Source organism: Nitrococcus sp., assembly GCF_059432795.1.
Genome location: NZ_JBXWZQ010000053.1, coordinates 1 through 19,408 on the forward strand (window position 1 = coordinate 1; position 19,408 = coordinate 19,408).

General features: G+C 62.1%; 23 protein-coding genes. 3 read left to right on the forward strand and 20 right to left on the reverse strand.

From position 1 onward, the window contains the following. The 6 genes from AC52Q4_RS04530 to AC52Q4_RS04555 form a co-directional block, all read right to left on the reverse strand. Nucleotides 1-297: NUDIX domain-containing protein (locus AC52Q4_RS04530; protein WP_495535617.1), on the reverse strand; the 297-nt coding region annotated here is incomplete at its 3' end. A 4-nt stretch (nucleotides 298-301) separates the two neighbouring features. After that, entirely contained in the window at nucleotides 302-916 is a 615-nt protein-coding gene (locus tag AC52Q4_RS04535) for a hypothetical protein (protein WP_495535618.1), read from the reverse strand. Nucleotides 917-960: 44 nt separating this feature from the next. Further along, a complete protein-coding gene (locus AC52Q4_RS04540; protein WP_495535619.1) occupies nucleotides 961-1,287 on the reverse strand; it encodes a P-II family nitrogen regulator in 327 nt (108 codons plus the stop codon). Continuing rightward, nucleotides 1,284-4,400: a DUF2309 domain-containing protein gene (locus AC52Q4_RS04545; RefSeq protein WP_495535620.1), complete on the reverse strand. Its 3,117-nt coding sequence runs from the start codon at nucleotides 4,398-4,400 to the stop codon at nucleotides 1,284-1,286. Before AC52Q4_RS04545 ends, AC52Q4_RS04540 begins: the two co-directional genes overlap by 4 nt. Next, the gene (locus tag AC52Q4_RS04550; RefSeq protein ID WP_495535621.1) at nucleotides 4,397-5,167 is read right to left on the reverse strand and encodes a hypothetical protein; all 771 of its coding nucleotides are present in this window, start codon (nucleotides 5,165-5,167) and stop codon (nucleotides 4,397-4,399) included. The genes AC52Q4_RS04545 and AC52Q4_RS04550 overlap by 4 nt, the downstream gene beginning before the upstream one ends. Beyond that, nucleotides 5,149-6,825 carry an NADH-quinone oxidoreductase subunit 5 family protein gene (locus AC52Q4_RS04555; RefSeq protein ID WP_495535622.1) on the reverse strand — a complete coding sequence of 559 codons (1,677 nt, stop codon included), beginning with the start codon at nucleotides 6,823-6,825 and terminating at the stop codon, nucleotides 5,149-5,151. The genes AC52Q4_RS04550 and AC52Q4_RS04555 overlap by 19 nt, the downstream gene beginning before the upstream one ends. A 280-nt stretch (nucleotides 6,826-7,105) precedes the next feature. Between AC52Q4_RS04555 and AC52Q4_RS04560 the strand changes: the two genes are divergently transcribed. Then, nucleotides 7,106-7,342, forward strand: coding sequence for a DUF4372 domain-containing protein (locus AC52Q4_RS04560; RefSeq protein ID WP_495535637.1), 237 nt, complete (start codon nucleotides 7,106-7,108; stop codon nucleotides 7,340-7,342). Here the strand turns inward: AC52Q4_RS04560 and AC52Q4_RS04565 are convergent. The 10 genes from AC52Q4_RS04565 to AC52Q4_RS04610 form a co-directional block, all read right to left on the reverse strand. Then, a complete protein-coding gene (locus AC52Q4_RS04565; protein ID WP_495535623.1) occupies nucleotides 7,312-7,578 on the reverse strand; it encodes a hypothetical protein in 267 nt (88 codons plus the stop codon). The genes AC52Q4_RS04560 and AC52Q4_RS04565 overlap by 31 nt on opposite strands. A gap of 14 nt (nucleotides 7,579-7,592) precedes the next feature. Beyond that, nucleotides 7,593-7,856 (reverse strand): 4a-hydroxytetrahydrobiopterin dehydratase, encoded by a 264-nt coding sequence (locus tag AC52Q4_RS04570; protein WP_495535624.1) that lies wholly within the window; start codon nucleotides 7,854-7,856, stop codon nucleotides 7,593-7,595. After that, entirely contained in the window at nucleotides 7,801-8,367 is a 567-nt protein-coding gene (locus AC52Q4_RS04575) for a ferritin-like domain-containing protein (RefSeq protein ID WP_495535625.1), read from the reverse strand. The genes AC52Q4_RS04570 and AC52Q4_RS04575 overlap by 56 nt, the downstream gene beginning before the upstream one ends. A gap of 36 nt (nucleotides 8,368-8,403) precedes the next feature. Further along, entirely contained in the window at nucleotides 8,404-8,592 is a 189-nt protein-coding gene (locus AC52Q4_RS04580; RefSeq protein ID WP_495535626.1) for a hypothetical protein, read from the reverse strand. A 42-nt stretch (nucleotides 8,593-8,634) separates the two neighbouring features. After that, nucleotides 8,635-8,931, reverse strand: coding sequence for a BMC domain-containing protein (locus AC52Q4_RS04585; RefSeq protein WP_495535638.1), 297 nt, complete (start codon nucleotides 8,929-8,931; stop codon nucleotides 8,635-8,637). Between the two features lie 69 nt (nucleotides 8,932-9,000). Then, nucleotides 9,001-9,285: an alpha-carboxysome major shell protein CsoS1 gene (gene csoS1, locus AC52Q4_RS04590; protein ID WP_005004173.1), complete on the reverse strand. Its 285-nt coding sequence runs from the start codon at nucleotides 9,283-9,285 to the stop codon at nucleotides 9,001-9,003. Continuing rightward, nucleotides 9,275-9,622 (reverse strand): carboxysome peptide B, encoded by a 348-nt coding sequence (locus tag AC52Q4_RS04595; protein ID WP_495535627.1) that lies wholly within the window; start codon nucleotides 9,620-9,622, stop codon nucleotides 9,275-9,277. Before AC52Q4_RS04595 ends, csoS1 begins: the two co-directional genes overlap by 11 nt. A gap of 10 nt (nucleotides 9,623-9,632) precedes the next feature. Beyond that, complete coding sequence (gene csoS4 / locus AC52Q4_RS04600) at nucleotides 9,633-9,890, reverse strand: alpha-carboxysome shell vertex protein CsoS4 (RefSeq protein WP_495535628.1); 258 nt, start codon at nucleotides 9,888-9,890, stop codon at nucleotides 9,633-9,635. After that, on the reverse strand, nucleotides 9,890-11,335 hold the full coding sequence (locus AC52Q4_RS04605; protein ID WP_495535629.1) for a carboxysome shell carbonic anhydrase: 1,446 nt from the start codon (nucleotides 11,333-11,335) through the stop codon (nucleotides 9,890-9,892). The genes csoS4 and AC52Q4_RS04605 overlap by 1 nt, the downstream gene beginning before the upstream one ends. An 80-nt stretch (nucleotides 11,336-11,415) precedes the next feature. Further along, on the reverse strand, nucleotides 11,416-13,293 hold the full coding sequence (locus AC52Q4_RS04610; protein ID WP_495535630.1) for a CsoS2 family carboxysome shell protein: 1,878 nt from the start codon (nucleotides 13,291-13,293) through the stop codon (nucleotides 11,416-11,418). A 394-nt stretch (nucleotides 13,294-13,687) separates the two neighbouring features. Here AC52Q4_RS04610 and AC52Q4_RS04615 point away from each other — a divergent pair, with 394 nt between their 5' ends. Continuing rightward, nucleotides 13,688-14,026: a hypothetical protein gene (locus AC52Q4_RS04615; RefSeq protein WP_495535631.1), complete on the forward strand. Its 339-nt coding sequence runs from the start codon at nucleotides 13,688-13,690 to the stop codon at nucleotides 14,024-14,026. A 68-nt stretch (nucleotides 14,027-14,094) separates the two neighbouring features. Here AC52Q4_RS04615 and AC52Q4_RS04620 read toward each other — a convergent pair whose 3' ends face one another. The 4 genes from AC52Q4_RS04620 to AC52Q4_RS04635 all read right to left on the reverse strand — a co-directional run bounded on the left by AC52Q4_RS04620 (nucleotide 14,095) and on the right by AC52Q4_RS04635 (nucleotide 19,140). Beyond that, complete coding sequence (locus AC52Q4_RS04620; protein ID WP_495535632.1) at nucleotides 14,095-14,439, reverse strand: ribulose bisphosphate carboxylase small subunit; 345 nt, start codon at nucleotides 14,437-14,439, stop codon at nucleotides 14,095-14,097. 59 nt (nucleotides 14,440-14,498) lie between these two features. Continuing rightward, nucleotides 14,499-15,929: a form I ribulose bisphosphate carboxylase large subunit gene (locus AC52Q4_RS04625; protein WP_495535633.1), complete on the reverse strand. Its 1,431-nt coding sequence runs from the start codon at nucleotides 15,927-15,929 to the stop codon at nucleotides 14,499-14,501. Between the two features lie 865 nt (nucleotides 15,930-16,794). Continuing rightward, nucleotides 16,795-17,502 (reverse strand): carbonic anhydrase, encoded by a 708-nt coding sequence (locus AC52Q4_RS04630; RefSeq protein ID WP_495535634.1) that lies wholly within the window; start codon nucleotides 17,500-17,502, stop codon nucleotides 16,795-16,797. Between the two features lie 675 nt (nucleotides 17,503-18,177). Beyond that, nucleotides 18,178-19,140 carry a LysR family transcriptional regulator gene (locus AC52Q4_RS04635; RefSeq protein ID WP_495535635.1) on the reverse strand — a complete coding sequence of 321 codons (963 nt, stop codon included), beginning with the start codon at nucleotides 19,138-19,140 and terminating at the stop codon, nucleotides 18,178-18,180. A 77-nt stretch (nucleotides 19,141-19,217) separates the two neighbouring features. On the opposite strand from AC52Q4_RS04635, the gene AC52Q4_RS04640 reads away from it, so the two are divergent. Continuing rightward, nucleotides 19,218-19,408 (forward strand): transposase family protein (locus AC52Q4_RS04640; RefSeq protein WP_495535636.1); only part of this gene is annotated, 191 nt, incomplete at its 3' end.

Sequence of the window (19,408 nt, forward strand, 5' to 3'; positions counted from 1 at the left end):
GATGCCGCTCTCCTCCGAGGTCTCCCGCAGGGCTACCGCCACGATATCCGCTTCGCCATCGGCGTGCCCGCCCGGTTGAAACCATTGGTCGTGTTTACGGTGGTGCATCAGCAGCACCCGCGAACGATCCATGTTGACCACCCAGGCAGAGCCTGTCACATGGCCCGGCAAGAGGTCACGGTGAAAACAATCCGGATTCAATTGCACAAAGGTCCGCGCCTGATCGATATACGCGGCTTCGTCCATGAACCGAGTGCGATGCGCGCCGAGCAAATCGAGGAGTTCCTGACGATGCATGGGCTTAGGTACCAGGCGGATTTTTGACCGCAGAGATCGCCGCGGCAGCCGCTTCGTCGATGTCCATCTCGCGGCCGGCCATGATCATTCGCCCGTAGGCACCGACGGCAGGCACATCGATGAGCGTGATGCTGGCGGCTTTCTCCGCCTGATTAGCGGCATATACGATGTATCCGGCCGGCTCGGTCTCCAAAATGAACATGCTCTGTTCGGGCAGAATCATAGAACCGCGACGGTTCTGCCGATTGATCAGCACCGTGTGATCGGGCGTCATGCCACGAATCACTTCCTGCCACGCGATCTGACAGGGCTGGCGGTCGTTTACCTCAACACCGAGGCGCTGAAGAATCACTCTGCCCGCTTCCTTCACGTCGCTCTGGTCACGGTGGTGAATCACCATCGAGCCGTAGGCGCGCTCGACGACCTGCTGCGACAGATGCACACGAGTGGCCTTCAGGGCGATGTCGGTCAAGCGGTGAATCGCCATACCCGGAGACACTTCCACCCACAGACAGGAGTCGCCGGGCACGGGCAGGAATCCCTGCGATACCGTGGCCATGTACTCTGCAAGCTGCGGCTGCAATGAATCGATATACACATAGGTTCGAAGCTGAATCATCTAATGCACTGCTACACTCGCGCTCCCGCGGCCCTTGGATAGGATCAGCCGCTGAACTTCACCAACCGGGTCACCTGAATATCGGATATGAAGACGACTCCGGAGTGCTCGTTATAAAACGGACCCAGCCCCTCCAGGACCGGGTTGACCAACTCTTTCGGCACGGCCGCGATGATCATGATGAGTACGTCATCCTCGTTGAACATGAGGTGTCCTTCGTGGAAACCATGGCTGCCCTTGCCGGAAAGATTGTTGATGATCGTATAACCTTTGACCCCGGCCCGATCCAGGATATCGGTGGCGAACTCCTGATGCTCGCCCCCAACAATGATCTCGAGCTTTTTTAGCGGGCTCAAATTCAGGTCTTTCATGAAACAGTAGACTCCTCGATCAGTGGCTGTTCGGCGGCGGACGCAGCGCGTCGGGTCTCCCACTGCCCGTCCTCGTAGACGTACACGGTGCCCTGCTCAGGGGGGATGATCAGCAGCCGGATCCAGCCGTTGCGCACCAGGAACTTCACGGACGTCACTTCGTCCACGGCGCGTCGGGCATGCTCGAACGGGGCCTCGATTACCGTAATGAGCCGCAGCGGCTGGTGGTAAGGTTGACCATTCTCGAGTACCGTCTGTGCGGGCAGGCCCGTGCGCAAGTCACTCAGGTTTCCGGTCATGACCGCAAAGCGCCCCGCGATGTTGTGATAGACCTTGCTACCACTCCCGAATCGCTCGTTGTCCACGGTAGAGAAATAATGCTCCATGTTGATCCACTGCCCGACAACGAGCGGACCACCAAGAATGTTGCCCAACAGTCGCCGCTTGGGGTCGAGGCGATAATCATAGGAATGCAAAAAGGCCCGCCCCTCCAAAGACAATGATTCTGTCAACGCGCGCCGCCCAATGACAAAATAGGCGTTGCCTGCCAACCCCCATTCGGGGCGAACCTGAGACCAATCCATCGCGTTGCGCTGCGCGTGCTTGAATGCCTCCGCCGGTTCGAGCCGAGCCGTATTCTCCAGAAGCGTGGGCACGCGCTCTCCGGCACAAAGCCGCGAAGCCGCCGCCAAGCCGTTGTGCAGGCGATCGACGTAGACCACGTGCGAAGAAGGCAGGCGGTCGAGGTCGAACAACTGCAACGTATCCGTGGTTGTGTCGTGCAGAGCGGGCACGAACCAGGCGTCGTCGGCAACCTCTACGCCCTGGCTCCGCAGCTTGCGCCGCACCTCCGGCTTGTTTGCCATTTGCGCCAAGACCCGCGCGTTGACCAGCCCGTGATTGCCTCCGCAGGCACCACAATCGAGCGCCGATTCATAGGGATTGTTCTCCGACGTACTCCCGTGTCCAACGAGCAGGATGAAACGGGAAAAGTTCGCTGTCAGCCCTATGGAGCGTAGAGCCTGACCCACGAAGCCGGCCTGTTCGTCCAGACTGAAGCCGAGCCGCCCCAGTCGTTCCATCTGCAACTGAACGATGGTCGGATTGATACGGTAGGCCTCACGCAGGCGCGTGATGAACGCCTCCTCAGCGGCATCGTCCAGTTTCAGTAGCTTCGCCGATTCCGGGGCGCCTTGCCCCTTGCCCATGGCGGCTTCACGCAGCTCACGGACCATGGAATCATTGATTTGTTCGGTCTCCAGGCCGAATTCCTGCTTCAATGCGTTGCGGATCACGGCCCGTTGCACGGCTCTGACGATGGAGTCGGCCTGTTCACGGCTGAGCTTGTCGAGCAACAGGTGGGTCCCCGGCTTTCCTTCATGCAGATGCCGGCGCCACCGATTGTACTGTCTCGGAAGCAGCGTCTTGCCCACCATGTCGAAGCCGAACAGCAGGCCGATGGCCTCAACCGTGACAAAGGGACTCAGTACCGATTCCTTGAGCTCGTGCAGCACCTTCTCGAGGGCGGTCACGGAAGCAATATCCTCCCGCGGCTCCGACACGGCCATTTCCAGTACGAGGTTCTTCGGCGTCAGCAGCACCGGGCACAGATGGGTCTCACTGCCCTTGCCGAGCTCCATGAAACTGACCGGCACACCGAAGAAACCGGCAATGCCGAAGGTCTGATAGTCACCCACGCTTTCAAGGTGCCGGCGAATCCGCTCGGCGCGGGTATCAATGCAAAACAGCGCTTGCGCAAACGGACGCTTCTCGCGCGGCGGTGATGGCTCGAGGTTGATGCCTTCGAGCAGCCGGTTCATCGCGTGCGTCTCCATGGCGCCCAACCAGATCATCCCTTCCTGTCGTTCGAATCCGCGCAGCGTGTGCAACAGGCTGTGCAGCCGGTCGTCGGCAAGCGCGGACAACGCATCGAGATCGCCCGCCCTTTGCGCCAGATCGCGCAGTTTTACCGCCAGTTGTCCGGCTTCGTGCGCCCGCTTCCGCTGAACATACTCGAGGAAGAGGGATTCGATCTTCGCGCTGCGATCGGCTGCCAGGGTCTGTTCCACCCGCGCCGCCAGCGCCGGCAGCACCACGCCGCTGTGCAGCTCGTAGCGCAGGTAGGTCTCGCGGGTGTGCTGCTCGATGGCCTGAGCCACACCGCTAGCCGTAGCGACCGCGCTGCCGCCGCGCTCGTTCAAAAGGGCCAAGGCAAGCGTCAGGCGAACGGCCATCAGGTCCACGAGGTCCGCCGGATAGCGCTCGTTCCAGTAATAGCGCTTGGCGCTGGAGCGCCAGCGAATGAAGCCCGCCCAGCCGTGCAGCCGCGCCACCTCACGGGTGAAGTAGGCTGTCCAGTGCTCCTCGGGGACACCGAGGGTCCGCATCACGTCGGCGATGACGTCTTCCGGACTGTCGCCGCTGCCAAGGACGCGGTCGATATGCAGCCCCCTCAGGTACAAACGGCCATTGCGGCGGGCCAAGTCGCGCCATGCGGCGAAGAAGCCCCGCTCGCGCCCCGGCATGCCCCAGACCGACTGGCCTTCGTCGAAGAAGTCCAGACAGCTCTTGATGACCAGCTCGTCGAGCTCCGAACCAACGTCCGTCCCATGCAGCAGGTCCACGGCCTCGTATACCGGGACCGGGCCCAGCAGCTCCCCGCGCAGCCGTGCTGCAATGGCCTGCTCATCGGGCGGCGAGGAGGGCGGCGCCTGGCCGTGCAAGGCCGCCTGCACGTCGGCGGTCTCCGCCAAGATTTCCGGTCCGGTGAGCGGGTTTTGCGTCTCCGTCAGCAGGATCATCAGCCAACGCGGCAGATCAATCCCGGGCACGGGCTCGCGCTCCGCCGCAAAGGCCTCCACGCGGGCGGCGAGTGCTGCCTGGTCGACCTTGCCCTGGCGCAGGTAGCGCTGATACTCCGCCCGTCGCAGAAACCCCCGGCCATGGAACAGCCGTGCGCCCTTTTCAACCGCCTCCGGAAAGGGCATGCCCTCGAGCCCGTAGAGTGGATTGTGATGGATGAAGGCGCGCATGGGCCAGAAGAACGGAATGGGCTCGGCGGCCACATAGACCATGGCGCGGATCTTCAGCTTCTGACCGATCGGCAACGTCACAGCAGATCTCCCGCGAAATACAAGCCGCTGATAAGCAGAACAACAATGGCTGAGGCATAACTCCAGAGGGCGGCTGCGCTGAGGTCCGGCGCCTCTATGCCGTTGGCCGGACCGACGATCAGCCCCTGCAGCAGTCGCACGCCCGCCCAGCTCCACAACAGCCATATCACCACCAGTGACAACGCCACCGACGGCGCTGCTACGGTCGTCTGGACAACAGTGTTGAACAGGGCGAAGAAACCCGGAAACACGGGTACGGCGATGACGGCCAGCACTACCAACACCAACACGCCGGAAAAACGCGGCAGCGTCTCGGCGAGTCCGCCGTAGAGCCCCGTGTAGGCGGCGCCGAAGTACAACTCCAGCCGAGCGCCCAGCAACGCCAGCAGGGCGAGCGGTACGCTGAAGCCCAACGCGTACAGGCGGACCGGGGACGCCTCGGCGCCGCTCATCAGCACGGGCCATAGCAGTGCCCATGCCGAGGTCGCTAGGAAACCGATCCACTGGCCCATCTCGCGCAGCGCGATTGCCCGAAAGGCGTACAAGGCCGCGGTGAACAGCGCCACAACGAGAACCCAATCCGGCACTTCGTTACTTGCTGCGAATACCAGGCTCAAGCCGAGCTGGGGCCATACCAGCAACAGTACAGCACGAAGCGGCCCACTGCGCACTCGAACCAGCAGGGCATTGAAGCCCATGCTCAACGGAAAAAGGGGCAAAAACAATCCCGCAAGCCAGTAAAGCATGCTCAGACCCACCTCAGCCATACGTTCAGCCGCCCCGCGGCCCCCAGTAGCAGCCGGGTCAGGCGCGTGAACAAATCTGGGAGATAGAGCTCCCGGGAAATGAAAGCGTAGAAAGTCAGCCACAGCTGCCCGGTACGCCCCGGCGCTCGGCTTCCGCTCTTTTCTGCGTAGTACGTGACCAACCAGCCCATCACGATCAAGGCCGTCATCAGGCCAGCCAGGACGTTGAAGCGAAGCAGATCCATGTTCGCGGCCGCATAGATGCCGTCACGGAACGCTTCGTCCGGGTACAGAAACAGATTGAAGGCATGGCTGATGAGCGTGTAGCCAAACACCACAACCGCAAGAGAGAAAACACTCAATCTGAGCAGGCGCCAGAAATTCTGGGTCTGCATCCGGTAGGTGGTGTAGAGCAACTGCGCACCGGTTACCCAGCCGAAGAACAGCAGCACGATGGCACCCTGCTTCTGGAAGTGGTCCTCGGCGACGAGCAGGTGCGCCATCAGCAGCAGGAGCACCGGGACGGCAACGGTGATCGCCGCCATCAGCAGCCACGGCTGGCGGACGCTGGCGGGCTGTCTTTCCACGACGAAGCTGTAGAGCTCGTCTTTGGGAACGCCGTCGCTCTTGCGCGCCGCATTAATCATGCTGCCGGCGCCCAAAAAGAGCGTGCCCTTGAACACCCCGTGGGCGATGAGGTGATAGATAGCCAACGAGAAGGCGCCGACGCCGCACTCCATGATCATGAAGCCCATCTGGCCCATGGTCGAGTAGCCGAGCGACTTTTTAATGTCATTCTGGGTCAGCATCAGGCTCGATCCGATCAGGGCGGTGACCAAGCCAACGACGAACACGACAGGCAACACGTTGTCGGTATGCACGAACACAGGCGCAAATCGATTGATCAGGAACCCGCCCGCATTCACGATTCCGGCGTGCATCAAGGCCGATACCGGCGTCGGGCCCGCCATGCTGTAGGGCAGCCAGGTATGCAGCAGAAACTGCGCCGAGCGCGCGAATGCGGCCGCGGCGATCAGACTCCCGACCAGCTCCATCAACGGCATGCCTAGGACCATGGGAGCCGCCGGTTCGACGGCGATACGGGCGAAGATCTCGGACAGCGACCAGGTGCCGTACGCGTAATGCAGCAGCCCGGCGGCGAGCACCAGCGGGAGGTCGCCGATGCGATAGGTGATCAGCGTCCAGAAAGCGTACCGATGGGCCGAATGGCTACGGGTGTCCTGGCCCAGCAGGAAGTACAACAGAACGCCGACCAGATGCCAGGCCACCACCAGAGTGATCAGGTCGCCCGCAACGACCATTGTCAGCAACGTCGCGGTCATGGCGTCCAGCAGCACGAAAAACCGCGCGTAGCCGGCCTCTTCGGCCATGTACCGCACCGAATAGATATGTACGATCAAACTGATGCCCGCAATGACCACGGCCATCAGGGCACCCAGCGGGTCGAATCTGAGAATGCCCCACGATCCTGCGAGGGCCACCTCCCCGGAAGCACCGCCGAGGGACGAATACAACATCGCGACGGCGAGGGCGAAGGTGACGGAGGTGACGGCGACACTCAACCGAGCCGCACGCCGGCCGAGCCGCGCGGAGAGCAGCTGTATCGATAGAGCGGACAACAGCGGCAGCGCCGCCAGTGCGATGATTAGCTGTTCCATATCCTCTAAAAGTCCCGCCGGTCAGCCGTGCCGATGCAGTACGCTTTCAGCGCCAGCACTTGCCGGGCCAGCGCACGAACATGCGTACTTTCCTGTTCTGATACCAATTTCATTTGATTTTGCACTGTAAATCAGAAGCTTCCGGGAAAGCTGCGTTTCTCACTGCCATCGTCCGAGTTGCCGCATAATAATGAGCAATTTATGCCTGGCATCGACTTGAACCGGACTTGTCACCGATGCCCGCCGTCCGCGCAAGCTCGCGGGTTGAGGGTATCGGTGCATCTACACAGGCAAGCTCACCTTCGCCCGGATGCTGGACTGTCCTTCCCAGCAAACCTTCCGGCGTTGTGTCGAGCGCTACGGCGGCAATCAGCATGTCAAGCGCTTCACCTGCCATGACCAGTATCGGCGCATGGCCTTTACGCAGCTCACCTACGGCGAGCGCTTGCGCGACATCGTCCAGTTCAATTCATGGGATGCCAAAACTCAGTCGGGCCACACACGGCGTCCGCTCTGATAGGGGTCATTACCACCACCATGGGGCTTGGTCTGATAGGGATCACCACCGCCACGGGACTTCGCGCCAGCGGATGAAGACCTGCTCCCGGTGGATTTGTTATCGGCCTGCGAAGGGGCTTTTTTCTTTTCGCCGTCGCTCGCATCGTGTGCCGACGAATCGGCCTTATCTGCAGCCGCCTTGTCTTTGCCCATGGAATCGACCAGCTTGTCACTGGTTATGTCAGTCTTGCTCATGATGTCACCACCTCTCAGTGAAGACCATCGCAGGTGTAGAGCTCATCGAGCCGCTCGGCAAAGCGACGCTGAGCGTCACTCAGTTCATCTTCGCCTTCTGCTACGTGAATGGTCATATTCACATAATCACGACCGAACCCGATATCCGGATAAAGTCCTTCATGTTCAGAGAGTTCCGCAGCACGGTCCAAAAATTCACGGAGTGTAGGATAATCCGGAAACTCATAACGCCGCTCCAGGCGATGTGGGCGCTTGCGCTCCCGCCACTGACTGCTCATAGCGTTTCTCCTTTGGTCGCGCGCTATTGTTGTACATAGTCGCGCGCTGGTGCGCAGGATTAACGGCCCCGGGGCTTTCGAGTTCCTCGAGCCAGCGGGCGAGCTCGTCCCCATGGGCTTCCTCCTCGGCAAGAAGCGCTTCGAAAAACAGTCGGTTGTCATGGTCGCCTTGACGCGCGCAGTGTCGGACTGCGTCGGTGTAGAGGCGAATAAGCTCGAACTCCAGTGTCTGGTCGTGCCGCAACAGCGCTTGCAGGTCTTGTCCGACCTGTACCGGACGAAGTTGCGATGCGCTAGGCGCCACGCACAAAGCCAGCATGCGGGAGATAATTCGGTCTACATGGCCCATTTCCTCGGTAGCCTCATTACGCATGCGCTTTGCCGGTTCAGCCAGCCCCCAGATCGCGAGCAGTCGCGCCTGGGTGCTGTATTGCTGAACCGCGGTGAGCTCAAGGCTTAGCGCCCGACCGAGATAGCCGAGAACACGTTGGTCGGAAGGTCGCTGCATCATGATGACGGAACCGTCTGTCGAGCTATTCCCTTCTGATCACTCAGCTACGCGCAGGACGACTGCCGCCCATCTCATCCCCGAGCGCCGGCTCGACTTCGCGGTGCGGGCGGGCAATGATGTGCGCGGCGACCAGCCCTTGATCATGGCACCCGCCGCCTCGATGGCGGGCACCAGCCCGCGGGTCTCGATCATACCCAGTGCGATACCGTAGGTATCTTTGGCCATGGCTGGAATCTCCTGTTACGTAGAGAGTTACTGAGGCATTGATCAGGCCGCGGCTGAGGAAGACGAGTCGGCGCCCCTCGGCAGAGCCGGCTCGACCTCGCGGTGCGGGCGAGCGATGATGTGCGCGGCGACCAAGCCGTCACCGACGCGTTCACAGGCGTCGGCCCCGGCACGCACGGCCGCATTGACCGCACCGGTTTCCCCGCGCACTAGCACGGTGACATAACCGCCGCCCACGAACTCGCGCCCTATAAGACGCACCTCGGCGGCTTTGGTCATGGCCTCCGCCGCCTCAATGGCGGGCCCCCGCCCGCGGGGCTCGATCAAACCCAGTGCGATACCTTAAGTTTCGTGTGCCATCTTGATATCTCCGTCGTCGGACTTAAAAGTTCACTAACGCCTTACTTTCTAACCCAGTACGGGCTCGACCTCGCGGTGCGGGCGGGCAATGATGTGCGCGGCAACCAGTCCGTCACCGACGCGCTCGCAGGCGTCCGCCCCCGCACGCACGGCCGCGTTGACCGCTCCAGTTTCCCCGCGCACCAACACGCTGACATAACCGCCGCCCACGAATTCACGGCTGATCAGACGTACTTCCGAGGCCTTGGTCATGGCGTCCGCCGCCTCAATGGCGGGAACCAGCCCACGCGTCTCGATCATACCCAGCGCGATACCGTAAGTTTCATCTGCCATTTTTGTTTCTCCTGCTCACCTCGTTCGTCGGTACAGGACTCGTCTCACCCTGCGTTACTTGCCCGCACTGCTTGGCAGCTACGGGTAGCAGGTCAGCCTCCCAGTGATCGATGATGCCGCCTATGGTCAGATCGGTGAGTACTCCGAAATCGCCGCTGGCGTACCGAGCGGCCGAACCGCTGACCGTGAACACCCAGTTGCCTTCGCGCGCACCCACGGGATCCACCGCTACGTGACGCCCGCCTCGAGAATCCCGCAGCACGCGCAGGCTCGTCTGTTTCAAACCTTCCACCCGCCGGGTGCAGACCAGCGGCGCTTCGACCTGGAGAATATCCATTAGTCCTCCATCAGCTCTGCGCTTCTTCCGGCGGCCAGCGGTCGATGATTCCCACGATGGTCAGATCGCTCGGATATTCCTTGCTGCCGGCCGCCTCGCGCGCCGCCGAACTACCCACGCAAATCACCCAGTCGCCGGGAATACAGCCGACGCCATCCACTGCCACCAGCGTAGAGCTACCGTCTCGCACCACCTGCAGGTACTTGTGTTCCAGTCCGGGGATGCGGTTGGTCGCCACCAGCGGCCGCTCTACCTGACAGATTTTCATCAGTGTGCCTCCCACATTTCCTGTTCCGTGACGGAACAGCCCAGCACTTCGATGGAACCGCCGGCGGCACAGTCGCGCACCAGCATCAGCATATGCATCAGGCCGCGACCGATCAGGTCCGCGTAACGCGCGCTCATGGCCCGAGCGACCCGTTGGCAGTGCTCAGCGGCGCGTTCGCGCGCAGCGGGCACATGGCCCTGATAGTCGTAGCGGATAACGACCGGAATGGGCAGGCCATGCGCTACGTTGAGACGCGAGAAAATCTTGACCCCCACGTCGAGATCATCTGCAGCCTCCTCGACGGTGTCGAGGTAGGCGAAGTAGGTCAGGTTGCGCAACTGCACTTCCTCGAACCCCTTGCCCGCACCGATGAATCGCTCCGCATGGCCGATATCCCGGTAGTGCTCGCTGTGATATCGGCGCACGTACTCGATCTGTGACAGATTGTTCTCCAGCAAACGGGCAATCAGGCGCTGTGTGCCCTCCGGTACAGCCGGTGCCGCCTCCTTCACGCGGGTCTCGATGCGCGCGCGGGCCTGCTGCGCCGTCAGGCGCTGCGTCTGGGTATACAGATCACGCGCCTCAATCATGCCGTGCAGATCGATCTCTCCGTCGCCGTTCGCAATGTGAACGCGAATTGCATCGGTATCCGTGTCCAGCCCGATGAGGAGCAGGTCGATAGACGCGCCGCAACAGTGAGTGTTCTGGACAGCCTGTTGAAAGGCGAGCAGCCGTTCCAAGCCGGCGCGCGCCGCCTCGGCGGCGTCGGAGCCGTGGGCCGCGCAACCTTCATGCGCCGGATCCCTGGAGCTGTAGTGATACACCGCTGCCTTGAGATAGCGCGTCGGCGCATCAGCCGTGTTCGGCCGGCCCTCGCGAAATCTCAGCAGTTCGGTTTCGGTCCACTTTTCCAGGCTGTTCTCGATGTCGAACAGTGCACCGGCATAAGACTTGCGCCGAACCACGCGGTACGGAAGCCGCAGCACGTAGCGAATCACGTGAGCGAGTCGCCCGTCCGAGCAGGGCGACACGTCCAGGAGATGGAAGCCGCTTTCCTGCAGAAATTGGTCAAAGGCCGCCTCGTCGTCGGACTTCAGGGGGTCCGTTGTAAAGAACTCATCGCAAAAACGCCGGTAGGTCTCGAACACGCACCAGGCGAACAGGCGGCGCATATCGAGTTGTTCCACCCAGGCGTCGGCGAGGATCTGCTCAGGCAGCTCGAAGCCGAGGCGTTCACGGGCGAGCTCCTGCGCGCGCAGTTCGAACTGCTCCTCGTGCTGCAGGGCCGAAACGCGCTTGAGCGTCGGCACGATGGCATCGAAGGCGGATTTGATTCGCCGTTCATAGTCGAACAAGCGGGCGTTTTCCTCGCCCCGCGCGAGCGGATGCGCACCTTCCTCGCCCCACCCGGTCGCGCGCCGCAGCCCTGCGAATGGAGCGCGCACTGCCCCCGGGCGCCGCCGGGGAGCGGTCGCGTGGACCACAGAGTCTGCAGGTGAGCGATTGCGATCGTTTAACATGCCTGTTAGCCCCGAGCGCCACCGGAATAGGTCACAAGCGCCCCGCGGTCCGTGTTACCGCTGCCGCCAGTCACCTTGCTCAGCGGCTCTGGCGCTTCTTCGTTGCGCTTAGGCGACTGAGAACGCGTGGGCATGGCGCTCATCGGACCGCCGCGACGGGTCGGGTTGCGCCCCATGGCGGAGGTGCCCTCCGTTCCGGTTACGCGGTCACCCCGGTCCCAGTCGTCGCCGGTGATCTTGAGGCCGGCGTCCATACCCTCACCGGTGATTCGCGACTTCACGCGGCCGTCGACGTCGCTGGCCGTGGGCGGCAGTTCGGCCGCCGCCATCGCGGCGTTTTTGTGGCCGGACCCGAAGCGGGCCTCCTCAGTGCCGGTCACCTTCCCGGAGGCCATACCAAACGGCCCGGTGATCTGACCCTTCTCGTAGCTCGAGCCGGTCACGCCACCAGCGCGAACCTTCGCTTGTGCGGCCTGCAACGGCGGGGTCACGCTAAACTTTTCCCAGGGAGTCTCGTTCAGCAGCTGCGGGAAATCCGGGCTGCCGGGCTCGGCCGGCGTGGCCGGGCAGGCCGCGGCGAACTGCTCGGCTCCGACATAGGGCGTACCGCTGACGTTCTCGCAGGCGCCTTTTTCGGCCCCGGTGAACTTGCCGCCGATGCCTGGCTGCTGTCCTGTGAGGCTAGAACCGGGCGTAGATCGCAGCTGACGGGTACGCACCACGGCTTGCTGAGCCTCTTCGGGTCTGCAGTAGCTGCGATACTGTTCGGCGCCCGCGTAGGGTGTCCCGGTGATCGCCTTGCAGGTGCCCGGTTCGTCGCCGGTCACCCGGGTCGAACGCCCGGTAAGGGTGCCGCTGACCGGCTGCCCCATGAGCGTCCGGGACACATCCACTTTGCGGTCCTCGGGCTTGGGTGTCGTCGGGCAGAAACCGCTGTACTGCTCCTGGCCGATGTAGTCATCCCCCGTGATGTTACGGCAGGTGCCCGGTTCGTCGCCGGTCACCCGTTCACTGCGCCCGACCAACGTGCCGGTCACAGATCCGCCGCGCAAGGTCTGGCTAGTGCCGACTTTGGGCGGCGCCTTGCCATTTCCGACTTGCATGTAATGGGTGCCGGTAAGTTCACGGTTCGCGCCGGTTTCGTCCCCGGTCACCCGGGTCGAACGCCCCACATTGTTGCCGGTAACGGTCTTGCCCCCGCGGGTCTCGGCACTCGTCACCTTCATGGGAGCGGGTTCGCTCTTAGTGCCGCAGAATGCCTCGGATTGATCGGCCCCGACGTACTGTGAACCGGTCACGCGCTTACAAGTGCCCGATTCGTCGCCCGTGACCCTGCGACTGCGTCCCACCTCGTTGCCGGTGACACGGTTGCCGCTGCTGGTGGGACTCACACCTACCCTGCGCGATGACTTGCTCGGCTCGCTCTGGCAGAACTGCCGGAAAATGTTGGCGCCCATATATTCGGTGCCGGTAATCTCCCGACACGTGCTGGGCTCATCGCCCGTAGTCCGCAGACTGCGCCCGACTTGGGTTCCAGTTACCGTCTGCCCGTATGTGGTCTCGCTGGCACCCACCTTCCAAGGCGCGTCCTGCGCGGCACCGGGCGAGCCGTTACCCGCGACGCTCCGGCTGGTGCGCTGTCGACCGCACGGCCCCGATTTCTTCTGCCCCGCCCCGCCTCGCTGACTGCGCTGCGTACGCACGGCACGGGCTAGATCGCGGCTGGACATGTCGGGGTTGGCCGCACGAGCGGTCTGCGCCTCAGTTATGCCATTCGGACTCAGCCCCGCCTTGCCACGCGTGGACATGGCCTTGCGCCGCGCTCGGGAGGCGGCACGCGCCGGCCCCATGGAGGCCGCATTGGTAACCTTACGATTGACCAATTTCGCTTTCGTCGGCGTTTGTTTCGACAACGAAGGCGCACGGTTGCTCGTTTGCCGTGTAGGCCTTGGAACGGAATCCTGCCTGGTGTTCTGACCGGGGTTGTCCTCGGCACGGACCTGTCTACCCTTGGAACCGCACTCACACGCGGACATCTCCCGACTATTCGCCGGTTTGGGCTGGGCCGGACTGAAATCCATACGGGTGAGATCCGGGTTGCTGATCCCGGCCTTGCCGCGCGTGGCCATGGCCTTGCGCCGTGCCCGGGAGGCCTCGCGCGCGGTCAGTGTGACGGCGCCTGGCGTGTAACGGTTCCCGGGGGGTCGGGGCGCCGGGTGCGCGGCTTCCGAGCGATTTGGGCTTGCTGCCCGAGGCGCTGGTTGCCATGCGCCAGCCGTGGAGGCGGGGGCACCGGGTGCGCGATTTCCGGCTGATCCGGTTTTGCTGCCCGAGGCATTGGTCATCATGCGCAAGGCGGCTTTGCCGGTGGTAGCCATAGCACGGCGCCTGGCGCGTGATGCCTCCCGGGCGGTGGAGGATGCCTCCCGGGCGGTGGAGTTGGTCGTGTTTGCTGTCTGTACCATAGCGGCAGCCCTGGAGGCTGGAGCGCCGGTTGCGCGGCTTCCGGCCGATTTTGGTTGGCTGCCCGAGGCACTGGTCATCATTTGCAAGCCAGCCTTGCCGGTGGTAGACATAGCACGGCGCCTGGCGCGTGATGCCTCCCGGGCGGTATAGCTGGTCGTGTTTGCAGTCCGTGCCATGGTTTACCCCGTCGCGTCGATGTTTGCCTTCCGTTTCCGGGTTCAGCCGCGTCCCTCGAAGACGACGAACGCCAGCCCCTGGCTCTGGGTGTAGCTGTCGTAGCCGATCAGACGAACGTGGTGAGTCGGATAGGCACGGTGACAGGCTTCCAGCTCACGCAGGACGTTCTCCAGGCTGGTTTCGCCGAAAAACGGCAGTTTCCACATCGGCCAATAATCGTTCATGAGGTTGGACGGATGCTCGTGCTCGATTGACGGGGTCCAACCCTGGGAAAGGATGTAGGCGATCTGCTCGTGGAGTTCGTCCTGGGTTAAGGCTGGCAGGAACCCGAACGTCTCCAGGGTCTGGGCGGTCTGGTAGTCACCCATTTCATACATCGTTGCCATAATTCAGTTCCTCGTATCGATTCGGTCTGGAATTCGAAAGAATCGGCCTGGACCTCTCCTTAGCCGTAACTCGCAGATTCAACGACATCCAGTTTGTCCACGGTCTCGAATTCGAACTTGATTTCCTTCCAGGTTTCCAGCGCGATAGCGAGCTCAGGGCTGCTGGCTGCCGCCTCGGACAGGATGTCAGCCGCTTCCTTCTCGAGCTCGCGACCCTCATTGCGGGCCTTCACGCAAGCCTCGAGCGAGACGCGGTTGGCAGCGGCGCCCGCCGCATTGCCCCAGGGGTGTCCCTGAGTGCCGCCACCGAACTGCAGACAGGAATCGTCGCCGAAGATGGTGACCAGCGCGGGCATGTGCCAAACATGGATGCCGCCTGAGGCCACCGGGAACACGCCGGGCATGGAGCCCCAGTCCTGGTCGAAGAACACGCCGCGAGAACGATCCTCGGGAACGAAGGCTTCCCGCAGCTGATCGACGAAGCCCATCGTGGAGGAGCGATCGCCCTCGAGCTTGCCCACCACGGTGCCGGCGTGCAGGTGGTCGCCACCGGAGAGGCGCAGGCACTTGGCCAACACCCGGAAATGGATGCCGTGCTTGGGATGACGGTCGATCACCGCGTGCATGGCGCGGTGGATGTGCAGCAGCATGCCGTTCTTGCGGCACCACTTGGCAAGACCCGTATTGGCTGTGAAACCGGCGGTGAGAAAGTCGTGCATGATGATGGGCATGCCCAATGCCTTGGCGAACTCGGCACGCTCGTACATCTGCTCCGGATCGGGGGCAGTGACGTTTAGATAATGCCCCTTGCGCTCGCCGGTCTCGGCCTGCGCCTTCAGCACCGCCTCGGCTACGAACTCGTAGCGGTTCTGCCAGCGCATGAACGGCTGGGAGTTGACGTTCTCGTCGTCCTTGGTCAGGTCCAGACCGCCGCGCAGACATTCGTACACGGTGCGGCCGTAGTTCTTGGCCGACAGGCCCAGCTTGGGCTTGATGGTGGCGCCCAACAGCGGACGGCCGTACTTGTTGAGCTTGTCGCGCTCGACCTGGATGCCGCTGGGCGGACCCATGCAGGTCTTGACGTAGGCGATGGGGAAGCGGATGTCCTCCAGACGCAGGTGCTTGACGGCCTTGAAGCCGAACACGTTCCCCACCAGGGAGGTCAGCACGTTGACGACGGAGCCTTCCTCGAACAGGTCGATGGGGTAAGCAATGAACGCGTAGAAGGACTCAGGGTCCCCCGGCACCTCCTCCAAACGATACGCCCGGCCCTTGTAGAACTCGAGGTCGGTCAAGAGCTCGGACCACACGGTACTCCAGGTGCCGGTGGAGGATTCCGCGGCCACAGCGGCGGCAACTTCTTCACGCGGGACCCCCGGCTGGCCAGTGCACTTGAAGCACGCCAGCAAATCGGTATCGAGGGGCACGTAGTCCGGGGTCCAGTACATCGTGCGGTACTCTTTCACGCCCGCCTGGTAGCTCACGCTCATTTGGGAGTCCTCCTGCTTGCAAAATAAGGATTATTCGACGGCTTCGCGCTCCTGGTGCGCAGCCAAAGCGTCCAGAACCGAAATTGGTGCATTGGTGCAGAGTTTATTGGGAGAGAGAGGATAAAAAACAGTTTAAGTTTTTTAACTTCTTCTTAATCGATCATTTAATCATGATCGGCGCCTTTCGGCGGGCGCGCAGGTTAGGTAGGAAGAAGTAATTGATTATATTTTAAATTTCTATATAGCCCCAACCATATCAGCGATGCCTGTCGAAGCTGTTGAGATGCTTCGAGCGAAGGAGGCCGGAGCGTGCTACAGCCGAAGATAAGCTATTCTGTGGATGCAGCGCTTCTCGGCCCGGCAAGCTTGCCTGGAGGAATCAACGCGTCACCGCTGTCCCAACGCCTGCTGGAGGACGCCGTCACTCATACCCCCTACCCCAATGCGGCTGAATCATGTTTAGAGGCAATTTGCTTTACGGACAATTCAATCCTGATCGACGCCTCTGGACGGACTCGCAGTCTAGGCAGGAGGAAGTGATTGGTTATAGTTTAAATTTCTAAAGCTTATTTTTATGATTATTTAATCAGTGGAATACCGGCCGAAAGGAGCCGCTGGTGTTCGCAGAGCGGGTGGGACCGCCGCGGGTGAGCGATGCGAAGGAGATGCGCATGGCCGCTCGAGATACCGGCCAATCCGCCGCGCCAAGGTCTGGGTCAATCGGGTCAGCTCAACGTAACCGTAAGGCGAGGCGAATTCGATATAGAACTTAACGGGGCGCCGCCACATCCAATCCTTCCTGCGATTCCCCTTCCGGCAACCGTTTCTGCCGGCGCCGGAGCGACTCCTTACAGCCGATACGGTCCTAGTCGGCTCCGACGATCGGATGGAACTGCCCGGTGCGCGACTCGTGCGCAAACAGATCGCCCGTGTGCAGATCGACCCACCAGCCATGCAGGACTAGGCTTCCAGCGTCGACGGCTTCAGCGATCCACGGGAACCCCATGAGATTATTAAGGGACGATTTGATCGCCCCTATTTCGACGTTGGCGTTCGACCCCGGGCCATCTGCGGCGTGATGCTGACAGGCTTCATGGGCGACTTCCACCCATGGACCAATGAACTCGCGATCGACGATTTCGCCTCGCGCCAGCTCCGACAGGGCTTTCATACCCCCGCAGCTGGAGTGGCCGAGCACCACGATATCCTTCACCTTGAGATCACGTACCGCGAACTCGATCGCCGCGCTGGTGCTGTGATGCTTATCGTCCGGCGCGTAGGGCGGCACCAATGCCGCGATGTTCCGCACGACAAAGATCTCGCCGGGATCGGCATTGAACAGGACCGCCGGGTCGACACGTGAATCGGAGCACGCGATGACCAGCACTTGCGGGCTTTGTCCCTCTCGGGCCAGCTTTCGGGTGAGGTCGCCCCGCTTCTCGTAGAACAGGGCACGATAGCTGCGATACCCCGCGAGCAGCAAATCGATCGCCTCGGACATATTCCGCTCTCCCTCTTCCGCCCCCATCGGAACGGGTTTCTGCGCCGCCACCACCTGGCGCGCGATCACCATCTTCCGCATCTCGCTGGTGCCCTCGCGAAGCCGACAGACACGCCCGTCAGGGTAATTTTTCCCATGTGGGCAGTATAGCGTATAGGCAGTATGAGCCGGCGGCCGGCGGTCTCCCCTCACCGGTCTCGGCAGCTGCAGGCGGTCGTGGCTGCGACTCGTCAATCGGCGCTGAGTGGCGTGACGGCGCCTGAATGTACCCCGGCGACGGGTTCGCGGGCGCGCTGTTGACGCTCTTCCTCCCATCCGGCCAGCCACCACCGTGGCGGCGCTGCAAACGTCACAGACCACCGGGGTCATCAGTTGGGTCATCTTCTCTAGTCGAATAGCCGCGCGCTGGGGCGGCGCCCGGCACGGCAAGCGCCTCGGGGCCTGGTGTTCAGCCGCTTTCGTATCCAGATGGGCGAGGGTCGTCTCGATGTCCTCGGAATCTTCGATAAAGGCGATGATTCGCTTCAACCCGCCACAGCTCGGGCAGGTCTCCCGCTGTGCGATGCACAGGCTGCGAGCGACCCGCGATGTGCGCAAGGTCGCCCTCCGGCTCGGCGATGCAAGTCTAGGGCTGAGCAGAATAGCGCAGATGCGTGGCTCCGGCCGCCAAGTACACCCGGGTCCCGCCCGTGAGCTCGATCATCGCGGCCGCAGAAGCGCTTGAGCACCGCACACCCATACGGGCCATCAAAGCCTGACAGCAGAGACACCCTGATCTATTTGCACTTCAAGTGCGGAATCATCCGGGACCTGACGCGTATGCTCCGAGATCAGGAAGTCCTTGAACGCTTGCGCAGCAGGTGCCAGGACTTTGTGCTCGGGATAAACCAAGTGCCACTGGCGTTCCAGCGGCAGACCTTGTACGTCCAATATGGCGAGATTGCCCAGGGCGACCTCCGCTTCAACGGTGATCCTTGCGATAATGGAAATGCCCAGTCTGCCCGCAACGGTCTGTCTGATGGCGCCGTTGCTGCCCAGTTCCATGCGCACCTTGGGTGTCAGATTGTGGCGGTGAAAGAAGGCCTCGCAGCTGAGGCGGGTACCGGAGCCAGGCTCCCGTGCGATGAACGGTTCCTGGGCCAAGCGCTCCGGCGAGATATTCTTCTTCGCAGCTAGCGGATGTTGCGGGTGGGCAATGGCGACCAATGGATTGCAGGCGAAGGGAATGGTCACGACATCCAGGTGTTCGGGAGGCTGGCCCAGGATGTAGAGATCGTCCTGGTTGTGGGCAAGGCGGTCGAGAATCGACTTTCGGTTACCCACAAACAGCGATACCTCGATGCCGGGGTGCTGCTCGCTCAATTTGCCGAGCAACAGCGGCACGAAGTACTTCGCCGTGGTGAGAATGGCGACGCTGAGCATGCCTTTTTCCAGCCCCTGGATTGCCGCCAGCTCTTGAACGAGGCGCTCCATGCGTGCTGAGACGTCGCGGCAGGTCGAAGCGACCGCTTTGCCCGCTGTGGTGAGATAAAGCTTCTTCCCCACCTGCTCCAGTAGGGGCTGACCGGTCGCCTCGGCCAATTGTTTCACTTGAATGGAGACGGCCGGCGGAGTCAGGTGGAGCACCTCCGCCGTGCGCGTGATGCTCATGTGCTGGGCAAGGGTATCGAAGATCCTGAGCTGATGAAGAGTAATGCGCCGGATGGTCATTCTAGATATTGCCTCTCAACTTAACGCAGCTTGCGTTGTCGAAGCTGATAGACAGCTCGCTAATGGAGGCTTACGCCATGCAACAGCCCACCATGAGCTATTTCGACTGGACGCAGCAGTTCTCCACCCAAGAGGCCTGTCACACGGAGATTGCCCGCCATCGCTGGCCACAGGGGTTTATCTGTCCGCGTTGCGGCCACGATCATGCGTTCGTGCTCACCCGCGGGCAAAAGCGCCAGTGTGCGCGCTGTCGCCGCCAGGTCTCGGT